Raw genomic sequence first — 16338 nt, 5'->3', positions numbered from 1 at the left:
ACTTGAGGCTCTAACCGGGCTAGAGGGCTTGCTTGGCCTGTTGCAGCGTCTGCTCAAACACCTCCAAAGGCTGCGCCCCCGAAAAAGAAAGGCCGTTCAAGATGAAATGAGGGGTGCCGCCGATGCCCAGTTGAGAGGCCAGATCCATATCTCGCTGAATGGCGCGCTCCGCCGCCCGGCTGCGCCGATCCCGATTGAATTTCTCCACATTTAGGCCCAACTTCTCGGCGGTAGCTACATAAAATTCATCCCCAAGCTGGGATTGGTTGGCAAACAGCTCGTCGTGGAACTCCCAGAACTTGCCCTGACGGTGGGCAGCCCAGGCCGCGCGAGCCGCCGCCATCGCCTCCGGGTGGATGCTGGTCAAGGGCAGGTGCTTGTACACCAAGGTCACCTCATTCCCGTGCTCGGCCATGAACTGTTTGAGGGTGTCGTGGGCGCGGGCGCAGAAGGGACATTGAAAATCGGAAAACTCCACCAACACCAACCGCAAAGCGTCGGATCCCAGTTGAGGAGAGTCTCCGATGACGGCACGCGGGTTCTCCCGCAACTGCCGGCCAAATTCTTCCGCCAACTTCTGCTGTTGTTGCTGCTGCTCTTGGTACTGCCGCTGCTGGTACTCCTGCACCGCCTCCAGGATCACCTGGGGGTGCTTGCGAATGATCTGCAGCACCTGCTCCTCCAAATCGGCTGGAGCTGCGAGGGCAACTTGGACAACGCTGCTCATCCCCAGCCAAACCAGCAGCGCGCCGAGGAACCCAGCTTTGGCCAAGCACTGTCCCCACGCGCGAAAAACCCTTGCCAGACTATCCATCCCAAAACCCCCTCTCGAGTATGCCCAGAGCTGTACAGCTCAACCAGGCTAACGCCAGATGGCGGCGATGTCCACCACGCTTTTGGGGGGATCAGGAGTTGGTCGCTTGGAGAAGCTGCTCCTTAATCCGCTGCAACTGACTGGCCCAACGGGGATCCGGCTCAAAGGCCCCTTCAGTCTCGGCAACGACATTGCCTCCACTCGCTTTGTTGCCCCGCTGGCGTTGCTTTTTGCTGGGAGCGGACTTTTCCCCAGACTCTTTGGAGCCTTTGGAAGAACCTCGGGGCTCAGGATCCCCGGGCGCCCTAGAATCCTTGCCAGCATCTTTGGCAGACTCCTTAGCTGGGGAGCTGGAGGCTGCTGCCCTGGCTTCGGCGTCTTCCCGTTTCTCCCGCCGCTGGGCAATCTCGATGCGCAGGTTGACATCGCCAAAGCTGTGGCCGTTGAACTTTTCGATGTACTGCTGCGCCTGCTCTTCGGTGCTCACGGTTACAAACCCGAAGCCGCGACATTTGCCTGTCCGCCGATCCCGAATCACCTTGGTGGAAATGACCTCACCTGCAGAGCTAAAGAGCTTCTCCAATGCCTGACGATCCACCTCTTCCGGCAGATTTCCGACATACAGACGAACGGGCATGATGCAGCGAAGCTCCTATCGAAATAACAAAAGGCAGCCAAAAAGCAAGGTGCTAGGTCAAAGGCGCTCAAGCCGACAGCAAATTTCAAAACCCAGTAGCCTTCGGTGGTCTATTGTTGCACCACAGCGGGGCACAAAGCACAACCTTTGCAAATCACAAGGCTATCTTCTAATTTACCTTAACTTGGAGCCACCCAGACGAGCAGAACGGTTTCCGTCATGGATTGCTTTGTACAGTCGGCCGCTGCAGCAGGCCCTGATCCCTAAGACAAACCGGTGGTGTTCAGGCGATCTCGATGTTGAAAAGGTCGGGCCTGGGGGCCTGTATAGTCGGCTACAAGATGGCCTCGCCCTCGCAGTTGGTAGCGGTAGGTCACCAAGCCCTCCAAACCCACCGGGCCGCGCGGCGGCAGCTTTTGGGTGCTGATGCCCACTTCTGCCCCCAAGCCGTAGCGAAAGCCATCGGCAAAGCGGGTGGAGGCATTGTGAAAGACCCCTGCTGCGTCCACTTCGTCGAGGAAGCGCTGGGCAGCGGCGGCATCTTCGGTCACGATGGCCTCGGTATGGCGGGATCCGTACCGCTCGATGTGGGCAATGGCTTCGTCGAGAGAATCCACCATTTTGATGGCCAGAATCAGGTCGGCGTACTCCGTGCGCCAGTCGGCCTCGCTGGCCGGGATCAGATCGGGCACCAGTTGGCGGCAGCGGGGATCCCCGCGCAACTCCACCCCCTTCTCGCGCAGCGCCTGCACGGCCAGGGGCAAAAACCGGGGGGCGATCTCTGCGTGCACCAGCAGGGTTTCGATGGCGTTGCAGGCGGCGGGGTACTGGGTTTTGCTGTCCAGGGTTAGCCTCACCGCCATGTCCACATCGGCAGCCCGATCTACGTACAAGTGGCAGAGGCCATCGGCATGGCCCAGCACCGGGATGCGGGTATTTTCCATGATGTAGCGGACAAAGCTGCTGGAGCCGCGGGGGATGATGAGATCCACCAGCCCTTCCAGTTGCAGCAGGGCCTTGACCTCGGCACGGCTGGTGAGCAACTGCAAAGATCCCTGGGGAAACTCGGGGATCTGCTGCAGCCCCGCCTGGATGGCCGCCATCAATGCCTGGCAGGAGCAGAGCGCCTCCAAGCCACCCTTGAGCAGGACGCTGTTGCCGGTTTTCACCGCCAGGGCGGCAATTTGCACCAGAGCATCGGGCCGCGACTCGAAGATCACCCCCAGCACTCCCAGAGGGTAGGTGCGCCGCTCCAGCACCAGCCCCTCATCCAGTTCCCGGATCAGCAAGGCCTGCCCCACCGGATCCGGCAGCCGCAGCACCTGCCGCACCCCGGCCACCGCGTCGGCCAATTTCTGGGCGTCCAACTTCAAGCGGGCGTAGGCCGAGGCGGACAGCTCACCGGCCTTGACCTGCTCCGCTGCCTGCTCCAAATCCGCCTGGTTGGCTGCCAAGATGGCCTCTTGGTGTTCCAGCAAAGCGGTGGCCATGGCCTCTAGGGCGGCATTTTTAATGGCAGTGGGCAAGGTAGCCGTGCGTCGAGCGGCAGCGCGAGCCAACTGCACCTGGGCCAGCAGGGGCGAGTCAGCAGCAGCTTCCGGCAGGCTGGGAGAGTCGGTTACAAGAGACATGGACTCCAGAAGAAAAAGCGCCTTTGCAAATGTGATCGCGAGAGCACCTTTGCAGGGATCCCTGTGCTACGTTGGGCACAGTTGGGCTGTACCATTTGCAGCCTACCAAACTTTGGATACCACCGGCTGGGGCAGGCAGCACTGCTTTGTCCCTGAGATAAAGTTGGGGCAGGGAAGAGCCTCTGGGCGAAACCCCCAAAAGCTGGAGATTAACCTCGACTTTTAGACCTTGTCTTCCAGGAGAGCCAATGAGAAAGCGTGGGTTTGTGGTGAGTGCAACGGCTGCAGTGGTCACAGCCGTGTCGCTTGTCGGGGTGCAGCTATCCATGCCGGGTTGGGCAGGGTTTCGCCGGGATCCCAAGGAAGTGGTGGACGAAGTTTGGCAGATTGTTAATCGCGAATACGTCGACCCTTCCTTCAACTCCGTCGACTGGGAGGCGGTGCGGCGGGATCTGCTCAGCCGAGAATATGCCACCCGAGAAGATGCCTATGCAGCCATTCGCGAAGCCCTGAAGAAACTGAACGATCCCTACACCCGCTTCTTGGATCCCGACCAGTTCGCCAGCATGCAAATTGACACATCCGGTGAGCTGACCGGGGTGGGGATCACGCTGGGCATGGATCAAGAGACCAACGAGCTGGTGGTGATCTCCCCCATCGAAGGATCCCCCGCCGACCGGGCCGGGATCAAGTCCAAAGATGTAATCGTGCGCATCGACGACAAATCCACCGAAGGGATGGACACCAACACCGCCGTCAGCCTCATTCGCGGCGAGCCGGGCACACGGGTGCGGCTGACCATCCGCCGCGAGGGGGAAGGGCTGAAGGTGTTCGACCTGGTGCGGGAGAGAATTGAGCTGGCCACCGTGCGCTATGCGGTTCACCAGGAAAATGGCCTGCCCATTGGCTACATCCGCATCACCCAGTTTTCCGGCAATGCCGCCGACAAGGTGCGCCAGGCCATTCGCGAGCTGGAGAAACAAGGGGTGGCCGCCTATGTGCTGGATCTGAGGGCCAATCCGGGGGGGCTGCTCTACTCCAGCGCCGAGATCGCCCGCATGTGGATCGACCGGGGCAGCATTGTCTCGACGGTGAACCGGCAAGGGGAGCAGGATCGCCTCACGGCCAACAACAGCGCCCTCACCGACAAGCCTTTGGCTGTCTTGGTGGATGGAGGATCCGCCAGCGCCAGCGAGATCTTGTCGGGGGCTTTGCAGGATAACCGGCGCGCCGTGATCGTGGGCACGCAAACCTTTGGCAAGGGCCTAGTGCAGTCGGTGCATCCCCTCTCCGATGGGTCGGGCCTGGCGGTGACCATCGCCCGCTATCGCACCCCCAAAGGCACCGATATCGATCACAAAGGCATCACCCCTGACATTGTCGTGGAACTGTCCGAAGAAGATCTCAATCGCCTCAGCCGGGATCGCGAGTTGGTGGCGACTCCCGCCGACCCGCAATATGCCGCCGCTATCCAGGCCCTCCAGGCGCAGATCTCGGCCCGCCAGCAACAGGCCAAGGAGCCAATGCGTTCCTCTTCCCTCTAGCCAGCGTTGGGGCCCAGGCTGCGAGACCTTGCTGAGTAGCGGCCTTGCGCTGGCGAGCAGGCAGCAGCGCGGGCCGGAAGTTGTTTGCGGAGGCGGTGAAGCGCGATGGCGGGGTTGCAAGCTGTAGGATCCATCAACTTAGCCGGGCGGGATCTGCTCAAACTCAGCGACCTGAGCCCGGCGGAGCTAGCGGCCTTGCTGGTCCAAGCGGCGCAACTGAAGCGGGATCCCTATCGGGTGGATCTGCGCGGCCGGGTGCTGGGGCTGTTGTTTCAGAAGGCTTCTACCCGCACCCGCGTCAGCTTTACCGCTGCCATGGCCCAGTGCGGGGGCAGCACCCTAGATCTGGTGCCGACGGCGATGCAGATGAGCCGCGGCGAGCCTCTGCAGGATACGGCCCGCGTTCTCTCCCGCTACCTGGACGCCATTGCCATTCGCACCTACAACCAGCGGGAGCTGGAAATCTTTGCCGAATATGCCGAGATCCCCGTGATCAACGCCCTCACGGATCAGTTTCACCCCTGCCAAGTTTTGGCCGATCTGCTCACCATCCAGGAGAACTTCGGCCAACTGGCGGGCCTGACCTTGGCCTATTGCGGCGACGGCAATAATGTTGCCCATTCCCTGCTGCTGGGCTGTGCCATGAGCGGGATCCACATCCGCGTCGCCACCCCCCCCGGCTACGAGCCAGATGCGGCAGTAGTAGCAGAAGCGCAAGCCTTGGCCCAGGGATCGCAGGTGTGGGTGTTGCGGGATCCCTACGAAGCGGTCGCGGGAGCCCAGGTGGTCTATACCGACGTGTGGGCCAGCATGGGCCAAGAAGACCAGGCCGAGGCGCGCAAAGCCGACTTCCTGCCCTACCAGGTCAATGCTAAGCTGCTGAAACAGGCGGCTCGCGAGGCCATTGTGCTCCACTGCCTGCCCGCGCACCGGGAAGAGGAGATCACCGCCGAGGTCTTGGAGGGATCCCAGTCCCGGGTGTGGGATCAAGCAGAAAATCGCCTCCACGTGCAAAAAGCGCTCCTGATCCAACTGCTGGGGGCAGGGTGATGGCCCTCACCCCCGGCCCCAGAGGGGAGCCTGTCAACGGTTATTGGCAGGGCGGCGGGCAGCGATGGCCAGGCTGACGTTGGGCAGTCGCTGCAGGGTATCCATCACCTCCACCACCTTGCCGTGGGAGAGAGCCAAATCGGCGTTGATCACCACCAGGCGGCGCCCTTCAGCCGGCTTCTCGGCCAGGACGCGTTCCACCTCTGGGATCAGGGCGGCAAGATTGGCAATCGCCTTGCGGTTGACGGCAATTTGGCCTTCAGCGGTGATGCTCACCGTAACGTCTGGCTGGCGGCGGGCTTCGGCTGTGGAGGCCTCTGGCAAATTGACATCGAGGGCCTCCGAGCGGGTAAGCACCAGGCTGGCGATGACGAAAAACACCAAGATCGAGAAGATGACATCGATCAGGGGCACGATGTTGATCTCGCCGGATCGAAAGTTTTCTTCGGGGATGCGCATAGGCTAGGAGGGCTCAAGGGGGGAGTAGGGAGGAAGAGTGGAGCTGCCGCTGGGGCTGGGCTTGGCGTAAGAATACTGGGAAAGCTGTTGGGCTTGCATCTCTTGCCGCTGGCGATGCAGCAACTCCAGCTCGCCGCCGTACTCCTGGATCTTGGAGAGCTGCCGCAGGTACAGAGAGCGGAAGACGTTGGAGATTAGCAAGGTGGGAATGGCCACGATCAGCCCAAAAGCGGTCGAGTAGAGGGCTTCGGCGATCCCCTGCCCTACCCCTTGCGTATCGGTGCCGCCGATATCCCCCAGTTGGATGGAGCTGAGGATCTGGATGATGCCGGTAACGGTGCCCAGCAGGCCCAGGAAGGGGGCAACGGTAATGACGGTGTCGAAGACCGTATTGAAGCGCTTCAGCAGGGGCACCTCTGCCGCCAAGGCTGTCTCCAGGGCCAGCTTAAAATCTTCGGGGCTGGCTTCGTTCAGCTCCAGGCCGGCCAAAAAGATGCGGGCAATGGGGAGATCCGCATTTTGCTCCAGCAGGTACTGGGCAGCGCGTGGGTTGCGGCGGTACTGGCTCAGGGCTTGCCGCACCACCTCCTCCTGCCGGTGGGTGACTTTCCACCAAAACAAGGCCCGCTCGATGCAACAGGCCACCGAGAAGACTGAGAACGTCAACAGGGGGATGGAATAGTACCAACCCTGGATCAGGAGCTGCAAGACTCTATCCATACGATCCTAGTTACCCCCTTCTAGCGGCAATTCACGCTCATCTTGTCATAGCACTTTCTCGGCAGGGCTGGGATCCCTTTTGAGTGGCTGGAATTGCACCTTCTGGCATCCTGGATCATCCCACGTGAACCCCAGCCACCTCTCCGACCTCTCAGTAGTGGCAACAACCTCCTATCCCCCTCCCGGCAGGGGCGCTATGCTGGGGCGTGGGATCTCCACCTGTTGGGATCTCCTAGGCAACTCTGCTCTCTTGAGATCGCTAACAACCGATGTCTGCTCAGCCCTTCCCACCTTTGGCTCTCCTAAGTGTCTCCGATAAGACCGGCCTGATCCCGCTGGCCCAGGCCCTCGTGCAGGAGCACGGCTTTCAGCTGCTCAGCAGCGGAGGCACAGCCAAGGCGCTGTCAGAAGCTGGGATCCCGGTCACCCCTGTTTCGGAGCATACCGGCGCGCCGGAGATCTTGGGGGGACGGGTAAAAACGCTGCACCCCCGCATTCACGGGGGCATTCTGGCCCGCCTGGAGCGCCGCGAAGACCGGGCGGATCTGGAGGCGCTGGGGATCCCTCCCATCCAGTTGGTGGTGGTCAATTTCTATCCTTTCGAGCAGACGGTGGCCCGGGCAGGGGTGTCGCTGGAGGAGGCTTTTGAACAGATCGACATCGGCGGGCCGACGCTGGCGCGGGCGGCAGCCAAGAATTATCCCCACGTTACCGTGCTCACCGATCCCAGCCAGTACCCTCAGTATTTGCAATTGCTCTCTAGCCCCTCCAGCGAGGCGGAGCGGCTGGCCTTTCGCTTCCAGTGTGCCCGCCGCGCCTTCGAGCAGGTACTGGCCTACGACCGCGCCATTGTCGACTACCTAACTCGCTCAGAGCTGTCCCGCCCCTCTCAAGCTCCAGCTCCTGCAACCGCTGCCGAGCAGGTTTTTCAACTGCAAGGGATCCCTTGGCAACGCCTGCGCTACGGGGAAAATCCCCACCAAGCCGCCACCTGGTATGTGGTGGATGCGGCTGCTCCCGGCTGGCATCGGGCCAAACAGTTGCAGGGGAAGGAGCTCAGCTACAACAACCTGCTGGATCTAGAGGCGGCCCGCGCCCTGGCGGCAGAACTGAGCCTAGGGCTGGCCAACGGCCCTAGGCCAGCGGTGGCGGTGATTGTCAAGCACAACAACCCCTGTGGGGTAGCCGTTCGCCCAACTCTGGCTGCCGCTTTTGAGGCGGCTTTGGCCGCCGATCCCGTTTCCGCCTTCGGGGGCATTGTCGCCCTCAACCAAACCTTGGATGGGGAGGCTGCCCGGCGGCTGGCGGAGCCCTTTTTGGAATGCGTGGTTGTCCCGGACTGCACCCCCGAGGCGGCTGAGCAACTGGCAGCCAAAAAGAACTTGCGGCTTTTGGTTCTGCCGGACTTTGCGGTTGGGCCGGCCCAAACCGTTCGCACCCTGGCTGGGGGCTTCCTGGTGCAGGAGGCTGACTTGGCCCAGGGATCCGACCGCCGCCCGTCCTGGCGGGTGGTGAGCGAGCGCCAGCCGACACCGGAAGAGTGGGCGGATCTGGAGTTTGCCTGGACGGTCTGCAAACACGTGAAATCCAACGCCATCGTCGTTGCCCGGCAGGGGCAGACCCTCGGCATTGGCGCAGGCCAGATGAACCGGGTAGGCGCCGTCGAGATTGCCCTTCGCCAGGCCGGCTCGCAGGCAGCAGGAGCGGTTTTGGCCAGCGACGGCTTTTTCCCCTTTGCCGACAGTGTGGAGGCGGCAGCCCGTGCTGGGATCCGCGCCATCATCCAGCCGGGAGGCAGTCTCCGCGATGCCGATTCCATTGCTGCTGCCAATGCTGCTGGGATCGCCATGGTCTGCACTGGCATCCGTCACTTTTTGCACTAGGGCAGACCCCAGGCTCTGGCCCGCTCCGCCAGCCAGCCCTCAGCGCGCAGGTTCTCCAGCTCGCGGCGCACCCGCAGCCGCAATTCAGCATGCTCCAGCCCCTTGGGCAGGGCAATGCCCAGCCCCACCGCCGCCAACGGGGATCCCAAAAACTGAAACTGGGGGTGCTCCGCCAGCCACCCTGCCAGCACCGAGCGATCCGCTGCCCAGGCCTGCACCGCTCCCTTTAGGAGCAATTCCGCCCCTTCCCGGTAGGAATCCACCGCCACCAACTCAACCCCTGGGAGGTAGCGCTGGAGGTAAGGAATAGCAGCCGATCCGCGCAGGACGGCAATCCGCGCGCCGCCCACATCCGACCACCTTTCCCAGTTGTGGGAACGGGCCACAACCAAGCTGGGGCCATCCTGATAGTAGGGCGAGGTAAACTCCACTTGTCGCGCCCGATCCGGCGTAATGCCAAGCTGGGCAATAGCCAGATCTACCTCCCCAGCGGCCACTGCCTGCAGCCGCTTCACGTTGGCTACCGGCACCAGCTCCACCGCCTCCGCGGATCCCAAGAGCCGGGATCCCAGCTCGCGGGCCAGCTCGATCTCAAACCCCTGCAGCTTGCCCATGGGATCGCGAAAGCCCAACGGCCTCAGGTTGTCTTTGACCGCAATTCGCACCTGACCCGAACGCACAATCTCTGGCCAGGGGCGGGCAGCTGCAGGGATCCCCCTCCCCAAGCAAGCCAAGGCCAGGCCGGCTGCCATGCAAGACCTCTGGATTGCTGCGGCCAACGGAGACCGAGACCCCATCTCTTTAGGAGGCGCGGGCCTGGCGAGCTGCTTCCACCACTTGGGTAAAGGCTTCTGGATCCAGGAAGGCCAAGCGGGCCAGCATTTTGCGGTTCAGTTGGATATTGCCTTTTTTGAGGCCGTCGATGAACTCGCTGTAGCGCAGGCCCTGGGCGCGGGTGGCCGCGTTGATGCGGGCAATCCACAGGCGGCGAAAATCCCGCTTCTTGCGCCGGCGATCCCGGTAGGCGCTGCGCAGAGCCTTCATCACCTGCTGGTTGGCAGTGCGGAACAGCTTGGAGCCGGCTCCTCGAAAGCCTTTGGCTAGCTTGAGGATCTTCTTACGACGCTTGCGGGCAACATTGCCGCGTTTGACTCTCATGGCAGTAACCCAATACAGACGGATATAGAAGTTGGCGAGCCCCCGGCAAACCTTGAGACTTCAACCCGTCCCCAACGTGCCGAGGCGTCGGGGAAGCGGCGCGTAGCGCGAACAGGACCCAGCTAGTGGGTGTTGGGCAGCATCAGGCGCAGATTGGCCAGATCCTGCTTGCTTACCAGGGCTACACCTGCCAGCTTGCGCTTACGGTTGCTGGTTTTGTGCTCAAGTAGGTGGTTGTGCCCGGCCCGGCGGCGCATAAACTTGCCGCTGCCGGTGAGGCGAAAGCGCTTGGCGGCTGCCTTGCGAGTTTTGATTTTGGGCATGGCAGTACCCCCAGAATGGGTGGGGCTGGAGAAAAGGTCACAGCCTCCCAGCATAGAGCAGGAAAGTCCAAGAAGGCAAATGCTGCCACCGGTCTTGGCTGCCCACATTTGCTCAGAGGCACTCAAAGACAGCCCTCCCGTGGCTCCAAGAGCAGCACTTGCCAGCGCAGCAACTGCTGCAACTGCGGCCAGCCCAGGGGAGACTCCAGGCTGTCTTGAAGGGCTTGGACGGTGCGGATCCCGTCCACCTGCTGCAGGAAGGCGAAGGCTTCCTCGCTGAGGGAGATTGCCTCGTAGGCGTAGTTGAAGATGCTCCGGCCCGGCCACAGGCCTAGACATGGGCTGAGGTGGGCAACAGCCGAGGCCACCGCCTCCGGACTGGTCCATTCCCAGCGGGGGAGGGGAGGCTTGCCGAGGAAGAGCTCGTAGTGGGCCACCACCGGATCCAGCAGCTCGATCAGGCGGTAGCGCTCCGGCTCTGGCAGTTGAGCCGCCTGGGCCAGCAGGGCCTCATCCTGGCCCAACACCCGTTCCAGCCGCCAGAACTCCGGGTTGGAAAAGCGCAAAAACTGCAGCCCGGAGGCGCGGATCAGCTCAAACAGGGTCTCAATGTTGTAGTCCACTTCCTGCGGGTGCAGGTACATGTCGGCAAAGCATTCGTCGTCCACGTTCTCAACGGCCCAGCGGGCGCGTTCCTGCTGCTGGATGCGGTTGCTCTCCGGCAAAATCCGGAAGAGGCGGCGGCCTACCTGTAGCCCTTGTTGCAGGTGTTCTGCGGAAGCCAGGGGCTGGTGTTCGGAGCCGGCGACCAGTAGGCGGATGGCCTTTTGCATCAGGCGAATTTCGTGGCGGCCCAGCTCGCCATAGACAAACAAATGCAGGATCCCGCCAGGGGCCAATTTGCTCGCCAGCGCCTGCAGCCCCGCCAGCGGATCCGGCAGGTGGTGGAGCATGCCCACGCAGTTGATGAAGTCGAACTGCCCCGGCAGTTGGTCGATGTCGTAAACGTTGAGCTGGCAAAACTGCACCGGCGGCGCCTGGGAAGCCCGGCAGCGGGCCTTGGCAATCTCCAGGGCGCGGCCGCTTAGGTCAAAGGCCCAGATCTCCGCTTCCGGGTTTTGGTGGGCGATGTATTCTGTCCCTACCCCAGAGCCGCAGCCGGCATCCAGGATGCGCACCTTGCGCCGGCCCGGATGGGATCCGGTGCAAAAAGCATAGGCCTGGGGCCAGCTCCAGCGCCAGTTCCACCCCGGCGGGGGAACGGTGCCGATGGGCTGTGGTGGGAAGGGGTAGAGGTCGTAGAGCTGCCGCACTTGCTCAAGGATCTGTTCGGCGTTGCGGGACTGCATAGGCTCTCCGGCCAGACTATCCAGACTATAGTGACGATATCCCCCTCACGAGATGTTCTGCCGCCCCCTATGGCTGTTCGCTCCTCTCACCCGTTGCAAGCTGGCCTCACCTTCGATTGGCTCAAACTGAGGGCTGAGCTCAAAAAAATTCTCGATCCCCGGCGGGTGATCAGCAGGCCGGAGGAGCTGCTGGTTTACGAGTGCGACGGGCTGACCAGCTACCGGCAAAGGCCGGCTCTGGTGGTGTTGCCGCGCACCACGGAGGAGGTGGCGCAGGTGGTGAAGCTGTGCAGCCGCTACCAGGTGCCCTTCGTGGCGCGGGGATCCGGCACCGGCCTTTCGGGAGGGGCGCTGCCGCTGGAAAATAGCGTCGTCATCGCCACCACCCTGATGAAACAGATCCTGGAGATTGACCTAGACAACCGCTGCATGGTGGTGCAGCCGGGAGTAATCAACGCCTGGATTACCCAAGCGGTGGCCGCCCAGGGCTATTTTTATGCGCCGGATCCCTCCAGCCAGTCGGTTTGCTCCATCGGCGGCAATGTGGCGGAAAACTCCGGCGGCGTCCACTGTCTCAAGTACGGGGTGACGGCCAACCACATCCTCGGCCTGACGGTGGTGCTGCCGGATGGGGAAGTGGTGCGCTGGGGGGGCAAGATCCCGGAGATGCCCGGCTACGACTGGGTGGGCCTGTTCGTCGGCTCCGAGGGCACTCTGGGCATTGCTACCGAGATTACCCTGCGCTTGCTCAAGGCGCCGGCCCAGGTGCAGGTTTTGCTGGCGGATTTTGACAGCGTCGAGGCGGCAGGAGCCACCGTTTCCGACATCATCGCCGCCGGGATCATCCCCGCCGGCCTGGAGATCATGGACAACTTCAGCATCAATGCTGTGGAGGATGTGGTGCAGTTGGGCTGCTACCCGCGGGATGCGGCAGCCATCTTGCTGGTGGAGGTGGACGGGCTGGAGCTGGAGGTGGAGGAAGTCGGCCAACAGGTGAGGGCGCTCTGCTTGAAAAACGGGGCCCGCCAGGTGCAGGTGGCCGTCGATGCAGAAGAGCGGGCACGGCTGTGGAAGGGGCGCAAGGCGGCCTTTGCCGCCATGGGCAAGCTCAGCCCCAACTACTACGTCCAGGATGGGGTGATCCCCCGCAGCCAGCTAGCCTATGTCCTCAAAGAAATCGAGCGCCTCAGCCGCCAGTACGGCTACCCGGTGGCCAATGTGTTCCACGCCGGCGACGGCAACCTCCATCCGCTGATTCTCTACGACGAGTCGGTGCCGGGATCCCTGGAGCAGGTGGAGAAGCTGGGGGGTGAGATCCTCAAGCTCTGCGTGCGTCTAGGAGGCAGCATCTCTGGCGAGCATGGCATCGGGGCCGACAAGCGCTGCTACATGTCGGAGATGTTTACGCCCACGGATTTGGAGAGCATGCAGTGGGTGCGGCAGGTGCTCGACCCGCAGCGCCTCGCCAATCCCGACAAGATCTTTCCCACCCCCCGCACCTGCGGCGAGGCGGCCCACGCCCACCGGCAGCCGGAATGGCAAGGGATCCCGGTCTTCTAGGTGGCCTGGCGCTGCTGCTGCAGCTCGGCAAAGGCCTGGGCAAAGTCCTCCTGGCGGATGACCAGGGTCTTGGGATCCACCGACTCGGCAGTGGCCCGGTGGCGGCGAATGGCGGCAATTGCCGCCCGGTTGCTCAAGAGAGCCAGATCGGCGCCGCTCCAGCCTTCCGTGCGCTCAGCCCATCCTTCCAGATCCACATCCGGCCCCAGGGGGCGCTTGCGGTTGTGCACGGCCAAGATCTCCCGCCGCCCGGCCCGATCCGGCAGCTCCACACTCAGGTGCAGCTCCAGCCGGCCGGCGCGGGTGAGGGCGGGATCCAAGCTGGCTTTGCGGTTGGTGGCGGCCACCACCAACACCCCCTGGCTGGGGCGGATCCCGTCCAGTTCGGCCAGCAGTTGCCCCAGAACGCGGTCGCTGACGCCGCTATCGCCGGAGTAGCTGCCCCGCGCCGGCGCCAGGGTGTCGATCTCGTCGATGAAAATCACGCAAGGAGCGCACTGGCGGGCGCGGGCAAAGAGCTCTCGCACCGCCTGCTCGGAGGATCCCACCCATTTGCTCAAGAGCTCTGGGCCGGAGACGGCGATGAAGTTGGCCTTGGCCTGGGAGGCAATCGCCTTGGCCAGCAGGGTCTTGCCGGTGCCGGGAGGGCCGCTGAGGAGGATCCCTTTGGGCGCTTGCGCCTGGGCCTGCTCGTACAGCTCCGGGTGCAGCAGGGATCCCTCGATGGCCTCCTGCAGAACCTGCTTGGCCTGCTCCAGGCCGCCGATCTGATCCCAGCTCACCTGGGGCGACTCGATTTCCACTGAGCGCAACACCGCCGGCTTCACCTGTTGCAGGGCCTGCTGAAAGTCCGCCGCCGAAACTGTCAAGGAGTCGGGGATGGGGGATCCCAGATCCGGCACCTGCCGCCGCAAGGCCGCATAGGCTGCCGCCTGGCACAGGCCGCGCAGATCTGCCCCCACAAAGCCCAGCGTCTGATCCGCCAGGCTGTCCAAGTCCACATCTTCTGCCAGCGGCATGCCGCGGGTGTGGATGGCCAAGATCTCCCGCCGCCCCTCCCGATCCGGCACCTTGAAAATGACCTCGCGGTCGAAGCGGCCCGGTCGCCGCAGCGCCGGATCCAGGGCCTCGGGCCGGTTGGTGGCCGCCAGCACCACAACACCTTTTTGGGCCACAAAGCCGTCCATCAGCCCCAGCATTTGAGCCACCAGGCGCTTTTCCACCTCTCCCTCGACGGCGGCGCGGTTGGGCACAAGGGCGTCGATTTCGTCGATGAACACCAGACAGGGGGCCGACTTGGCCGCCTTTTCAAATACCTGCCGCAGGCGCGCCTCCGCCTCCCCATAGTACTTGCCGATCAGCTCCGGGCCGACGAGGGCAATGTAGTTCACCCCCAGGCTCTCGGCCAAAGCGCGGGCCGTCAGGGTCTTGCCAGTGCCAGGGGGGCCAACCAACAGCACGCCACGGGGCGGCTCCAAACCCAACTTGGCCAGCAGATCGGGCCGCTTGAGGGGGATCTCCACCAGCTCCCGCAAAGCTTGCAGTTGTTCCTTCAACCCCCCCACATCCTTGAGGCGCGGTCCCGGCCAGGTGTCTGGGCTGCCGGGGGGGTCGGCGACAGTGGCCTCAGGCGTAGGGTCAGCCTTGGGCGGCTCGCGCCAGCCTGACGTGGACATCACCTGAGGCTCGCTGCTCCAGGAGGGATCCCCCGTCTGGGCACTGCGGCGGCGGGGGATAGAACCAGAAGGGGGGATGGAGCTGCCCAGGGATCGGGCCTGGATGCGCACTTCGGTTCGCAGCCCCCCCGTGTTTTTTTTCTCGTCCAGCTTCTGGGCTAGCTCGATGAGCTGCTCAATACCCTGGATAAAGTCGCTTAGATCCGCCACAGCCCGGGTTTTCCGTCTACAAATGACCCACCAACAGAGGTTTTAGCCCATCCCTTGCCGGCTGAGGCTCTCCCCAGTAAGCCAGGGATCCGGCGCCGGCAAGCTTTCTGGTCAGCCCACAGCCTAGAGAGAGCGGGATTCAGCCACAGCCGAGATGGGGGAAGGGCTGGCGGAGAGCTTGCGCACCTCGGAGCAGAAAGAGGCCATGCTGAAGCCGCCGAAGCGCTTGACGGTGCTGGCCCGCAGGCGCAGGTTGGGGCTGGCAAACCAGATGCGCTCCTCCGACTCGGTCATCTCGTACTCGGTGTAGAGGGTGAGGGCGCCGTCCGATCCCATGACGTAGGTGCCGGCCACCGGCACTTTCTCGGCATAGCCCTGATCCCGCAACAGTTGCCCCCGCATGGGGTTGTCGGGATCGGGAATGGGAACCAGCACCACATCGCCTTTGTACTCTTCGTTGTCCCACTCCTGCTCCCCATTCCACTGCACTCGCGCCGCCCCCACGGCCCGCCGTGGATCCACCTTGAACAGCTCACAAACCTGGATAACTGCCGGATCGGCGGGCGAAAGGGTAGCAATTTGCATCCGCGATCTCCCCCCCTCAGAGCGGCGAAAGGCCAAGTGATGGCTGGTACGCTGACACATCCACTCGCCAGCGCTGAGGGCAAAAAACTCCATTACGGTCATCATGGCCGACGCGGATCCTCCTCGATAACAACCGAAATTTGCCGATTCTAACTTGCGCTGTAGCCGTAGATTGGCTCTTGCCGGCTCTGCTGTTCGCGCCAAAACTGCTCGGCAAAAGCCACCGTCGGGTGGAGGGGGGCGCGGGGTTTGCTGCGCAGAACCATGCCCGCCTCTTCGGGCGTGCGGTTGCCCTTGCGCTGGTTGCAGCGCTCGCAGGCAGTCACCACATTGTCCCAAGTGTGGGATCCCCCGCGAGAAAGAGGCACGACATGATCCAGGGTTAGGTTGTGGGTGCTGCCACAGTACTGACAGGTGTGGTGATCCCGCCGCAGAACCTCCCGCCGGTTAACAGGGGGCACTCGCCAGGCCCGCTCTTTGCCCTTGATGGTCAGGCGGATGTGCTCGGGCACCTCGATCACCTGGCTGGGGGAGCGCACTTTCCATACCGGCACATTCATCATCGCCAGCGGCTCTGCCTTGCCCGTCAGCAGCAGCACAATCGCCCGCCTAATGTTGACCCGGCTAATGGGCAAGTAGTTTTGGGAGAAGACAACGATCGACTGTTCCAGGACGTGGGTAGCAGCAGTCATGACTTAGCTCTTCCATTTGCCGCCATTGTCCTGAGAAATCCGGCGAA

The 16338-nt window shown here is 62.9% G+C and carries 16 protein-coding genes; 4 read left to right on the top strand and 12 right to left on the bottom strand.

The window, feature by feature from the left end:
- Positions 1 to 19 precede the first annotated feature (19 nt).
- The 3 genes from GG26_RS03620 to GG26_RS03610 all read right to left on the bottom strand — a co-directional run bounded on the left by GG26_RS03620 (position 20) and on the right by GG26_RS03610 (position 3082).
- Entirely contained in the window at positions 20 to 772 is a 753-nt protein-coding gene (locus GG26_RS03620) for a DsbA family protein (RefSeq protein ID WP_228375373.1), read from the bottom strand.
- 133 nt (positions 773 to 905) lie between these two features.
- Positions 906 to 1451 (bottom strand): RNA recognition motif domain-containing protein, encoded by a 546-nt coding sequence (locus GG26_RS03615; protein WP_414388916.1) that lies wholly within the window; start codon positions 1449 to 1451, stop codon positions 906 to 908.
- Positions 1452 to 1714: 263 nt separating this feature from the next.
- Positions 1715 to 3082: a glutamate-5-semialdehyde dehydrogenase gene (locus tag GG26_RS03610; protein WP_414388914.1), complete on the bottom strand. Its 1368-nt coding sequence runs from the start codon at positions 3080 to 3082 to the stop codon at positions 1715 to 1717.
- Between the two features lie 248 nt (positions 3083 to 3330).
- Between GG26_RS03610 and ctpC the strand changes: the two genes are divergently transcribed.
- The gene (gene ctpC / locus GG26_RS03605; protein WP_011431590.1) at positions 3331 to 4626 is read left to right on the top strand and encodes a carboxyl-terminal processing protease CtpC; all 1296 of its coding nucleotides are present in this window, start codon (positions 3331 to 3333) and stop codon (positions 4624 to 4626) included.
- Positions 4627 to 4758: 132 nt separating this feature from the next.
- Positions 4759 to 5676, top strand: coding sequence for an ornithine carbamoyltransferase (gene argF, locus GG26_RS03600; protein ID WP_187147178.1), 918 nt, complete (start codon positions 4759 to 4761; stop codon positions 5674 to 5676).
- A 33-nt stretch (positions 5677 to 5709) separates the two neighbouring features.
- Here the strand turns inward: argF and GG26_RS03595 are convergent, their stop codons facing one another.
- Together GG26_RS03595 and GG26_RS03590 are read right to left on the bottom strand one after the other, a co-directional pair.
- A complete protein-coding gene (locus GG26_RS03595) occupies positions 5710 to 6135 on the bottom strand; it encodes an ExbD/TolR family protein (RefSeq protein ID WP_011431588.1) in 426 nt (141 codons plus the stop codon).
- A gap of 3 nt (positions 6136 to 6138) precedes the next feature.
- Positions 6139 to 6831, bottom strand: a complete 693-nt coding sequence (locus GG26_RS03590) for a MotA/TolQ/ExbB proton channel family protein (RefSeq protein ID WP_369781495.1) — start codon at positions 6829 to 6831, stop codon at positions 6139 to 6141.
- Between the two features lie 293 nt (positions 6832 to 7124).
- Here GG26_RS03590 and purH point away from each other — a divergent pair, with 293 nt between their 5' ends.
- Positions 7125 to 8738, top strand: coding sequence for a bifunctional phosphoribosylaminoimidazolecarboxamide formyltransferase/IMP cyclohydrolase (gene purH, locus GG26_RS03585; RefSeq protein ID WP_011431586.1), 1614 nt, complete (start codon positions 7125 to 7127; stop codon positions 8736 to 8738).
- Here the strand turns inward: purH and GG26_RS03580 are convergent.
- The 4 genes from GG26_RS03580 to GG26_RS03565 form a co-directional block, all read right to left on the bottom strand.
- Positions 8735 to 9490: a transporter substrate-binding domain-containing protein gene (locus GG26_RS03580; protein ID WP_071813541.1), complete on the bottom strand. Its 756-nt coding sequence runs from the start codon at positions 9488 to 9490 to the stop codon at positions 8735 to 8737. The two genes, purH and GG26_RS03580, sit on opposite strands and share 4 nt — an antisense overlap.
- Before the next feature lie 49 nt (positions 9491 to 9539).
- A complete protein-coding gene (rplT, locus tag GG26_RS03575; RefSeq protein WP_011431584.1) occupies positions 9540 to 9896 on the bottom strand; it encodes a 50S ribosomal protein L20 in 357 nt (118 codons plus the stop codon).
- A 122-nt stretch (positions 9897 to 10018) separates the two neighbouring features.
- The gene (rpmI, locus tag GG26_RS03570) at positions 10019 to 10219 is read right to left on the bottom strand and encodes a 50S ribosomal protein L35 (protein ID WP_414388910.1); all 201 of its coding nucleotides are present in this window, start codon (positions 10217 to 10219) and stop codon (positions 10019 to 10021) included.
- A 122-nt stretch (positions 10220 to 10341) separates the two neighbouring features.
- The gene (locus GG26_RS03565) at positions 10342 to 11568 is read right to left on the bottom strand and encodes a class I SAM-dependent methyltransferase (RefSeq protein WP_049749799.1); all 1227 of its coding nucleotides are present in this window, start codon (positions 11566 to 11568) and stop codon (positions 10342 to 10344) included.
- Positions 11569 to 11637: 69 nt separating this feature from the next.
- Between GG26_RS03565 and glcD the strand changes: the two genes are divergently transcribed.
- Entirely contained in the window at positions 11638 to 13128 is a 1491-nt protein-coding gene (gene glcD / locus GG26_RS03560) for a glycolate oxidase subunit GlcD (RefSeq protein ID WP_414388908.1), read from the top strand.
- On the opposite strand, the gene GG26_RS03555 is transcribed toward glcD, so the two are convergent.
- From GG26_RS03555 to GG26_RS03545, 3 genes are all read right to left on the bottom strand, one after another.
- Complete coding sequence (locus GG26_RS03555) at positions 13125 to 15014, bottom strand: AAA family ATPase (RefSeq protein ID WP_099834738.1); 1890 nt, start codon at positions 15012 to 15014, stop codon at positions 13125 to 13127. The genes glcD and GG26_RS03555 overlap by 4 nt on opposite strands.
- 123 nt (positions 15015 to 15137) lie before the next feature.
- Entirely contained in the window at positions 15138 to 15701 is a 564-nt protein-coding gene (locus GG26_RS03550; protein WP_011431579.1) for a phycobiliprotein lyase, read from the bottom strand.
- Between the two features lie 47 nt (positions 15702 to 15748).
- A complete protein-coding gene (locus GG26_RS03545) occupies positions 15749 to 16291 on the bottom strand; it encodes an HNH endonuclease (RefSeq protein ID WP_011431578.1) in 543 nt (180 codons plus the stop codon).
- Positions 16292 to 16338: the final 47 nt, after the last annotated feature.

This window comes from Synechococcus sp. 'PEA 65AY6A-5F PE A' (assembly GCF_047462575.1).
Lineage (GTDB): Bacteria > Cyanobacteriota > Cyanobacteriia > Thermostichales > Thermostichaceae > Thermostichus.
The sequence above is the reverse complement of the archived record's forward strand: the minus strand, read 5'-3'. Positions and strand labels throughout refer to the sequence as shown.

Bases quoted from the DNA above. Each gene is read 5' to 3' on its own strand.
- rpmI (WP_414388910.1), bottom strand. From the start codon at position 10,219: ATGCCCAAAATCAAAACTCGCAAGGCAGCCGCCAAGCGCTTTCGCCTC.
- GG26_RS03610 (WP_414388914.1), bottom strand. From the start codon at position 3,082: ATGTCTCTTGTAACCGACTCTCCCAGCCTGCCGGAAGCTGCTGCTGAC.
- GG26_RS03550 (WP_011431579.1), bottom strand. From the start codon at position 15,701: ATGACCGTAATGGAGTTTTTTGCCCTCAGCGCTGGCGAGTGGATGTGT.
- ctpC (WP_011431590.1), top strand. From the start codon at position 3,331: ATGAGAAAGCGTGGGTTTGTGGTGAGTGCAACGGCTGCAGTGGTCACA.
- rplT (WP_011431584.1), bottom strand. From the start codon at position 9,896: ATGAGAGTCAAACGCGGCAATGTTGCCCGCAAGCGTCGTAAGAAGATC.
- glcD (WP_414388908.1), top strand. From the start codon at position 11,638: ATGGCTGTTCGCTCCTCTCACCCGTTGCAAGCTGGCCTCACCTTCGAT.
- GG26_RS03565 (WP_049749799.1), bottom strand. From the start codon at position 11,568: ATGCAGTCCCGCAACGCCGAACAGATCCTTGAGCAAGTGCGGCAGCTC.
- GG26_RS03545 (WP_011431578.1), bottom strand. From the start codon at position 16,291: ATGACTGCTGCTACCCACGTCCTGGAACAGTCGATCGTTGTCTTCTCC.
- GG26_RS03615 (WP_414388916.1), bottom strand. From the start codon at position 1,451: ATGCCCGTTCGTCTGTATGTCGGAAATCTGCCGGAAGAGGTGGATCGT.
- GG26_RS03580 (WP_071813541.1), bottom strand. From the start codon at position 9,490: ATGGCAGCCGGCCTGGCCTTGGCTTGCTTGGGGAGGGGGATCCCTGCA.
- GG26_RS03595 (WP_011431588.1), bottom strand. From the start codon at position 6,135: ATGCGCATCCCCGAAGAAAACTTTCGATCCGGCGAGATCAACATCGTG.
- purH (WP_011431586.1), top strand. From the start codon at position 7,125: ATGTCTGCTCAGCCCTTCCCACCTTTGGCTCTCCTAAGTGTCTCCGAT.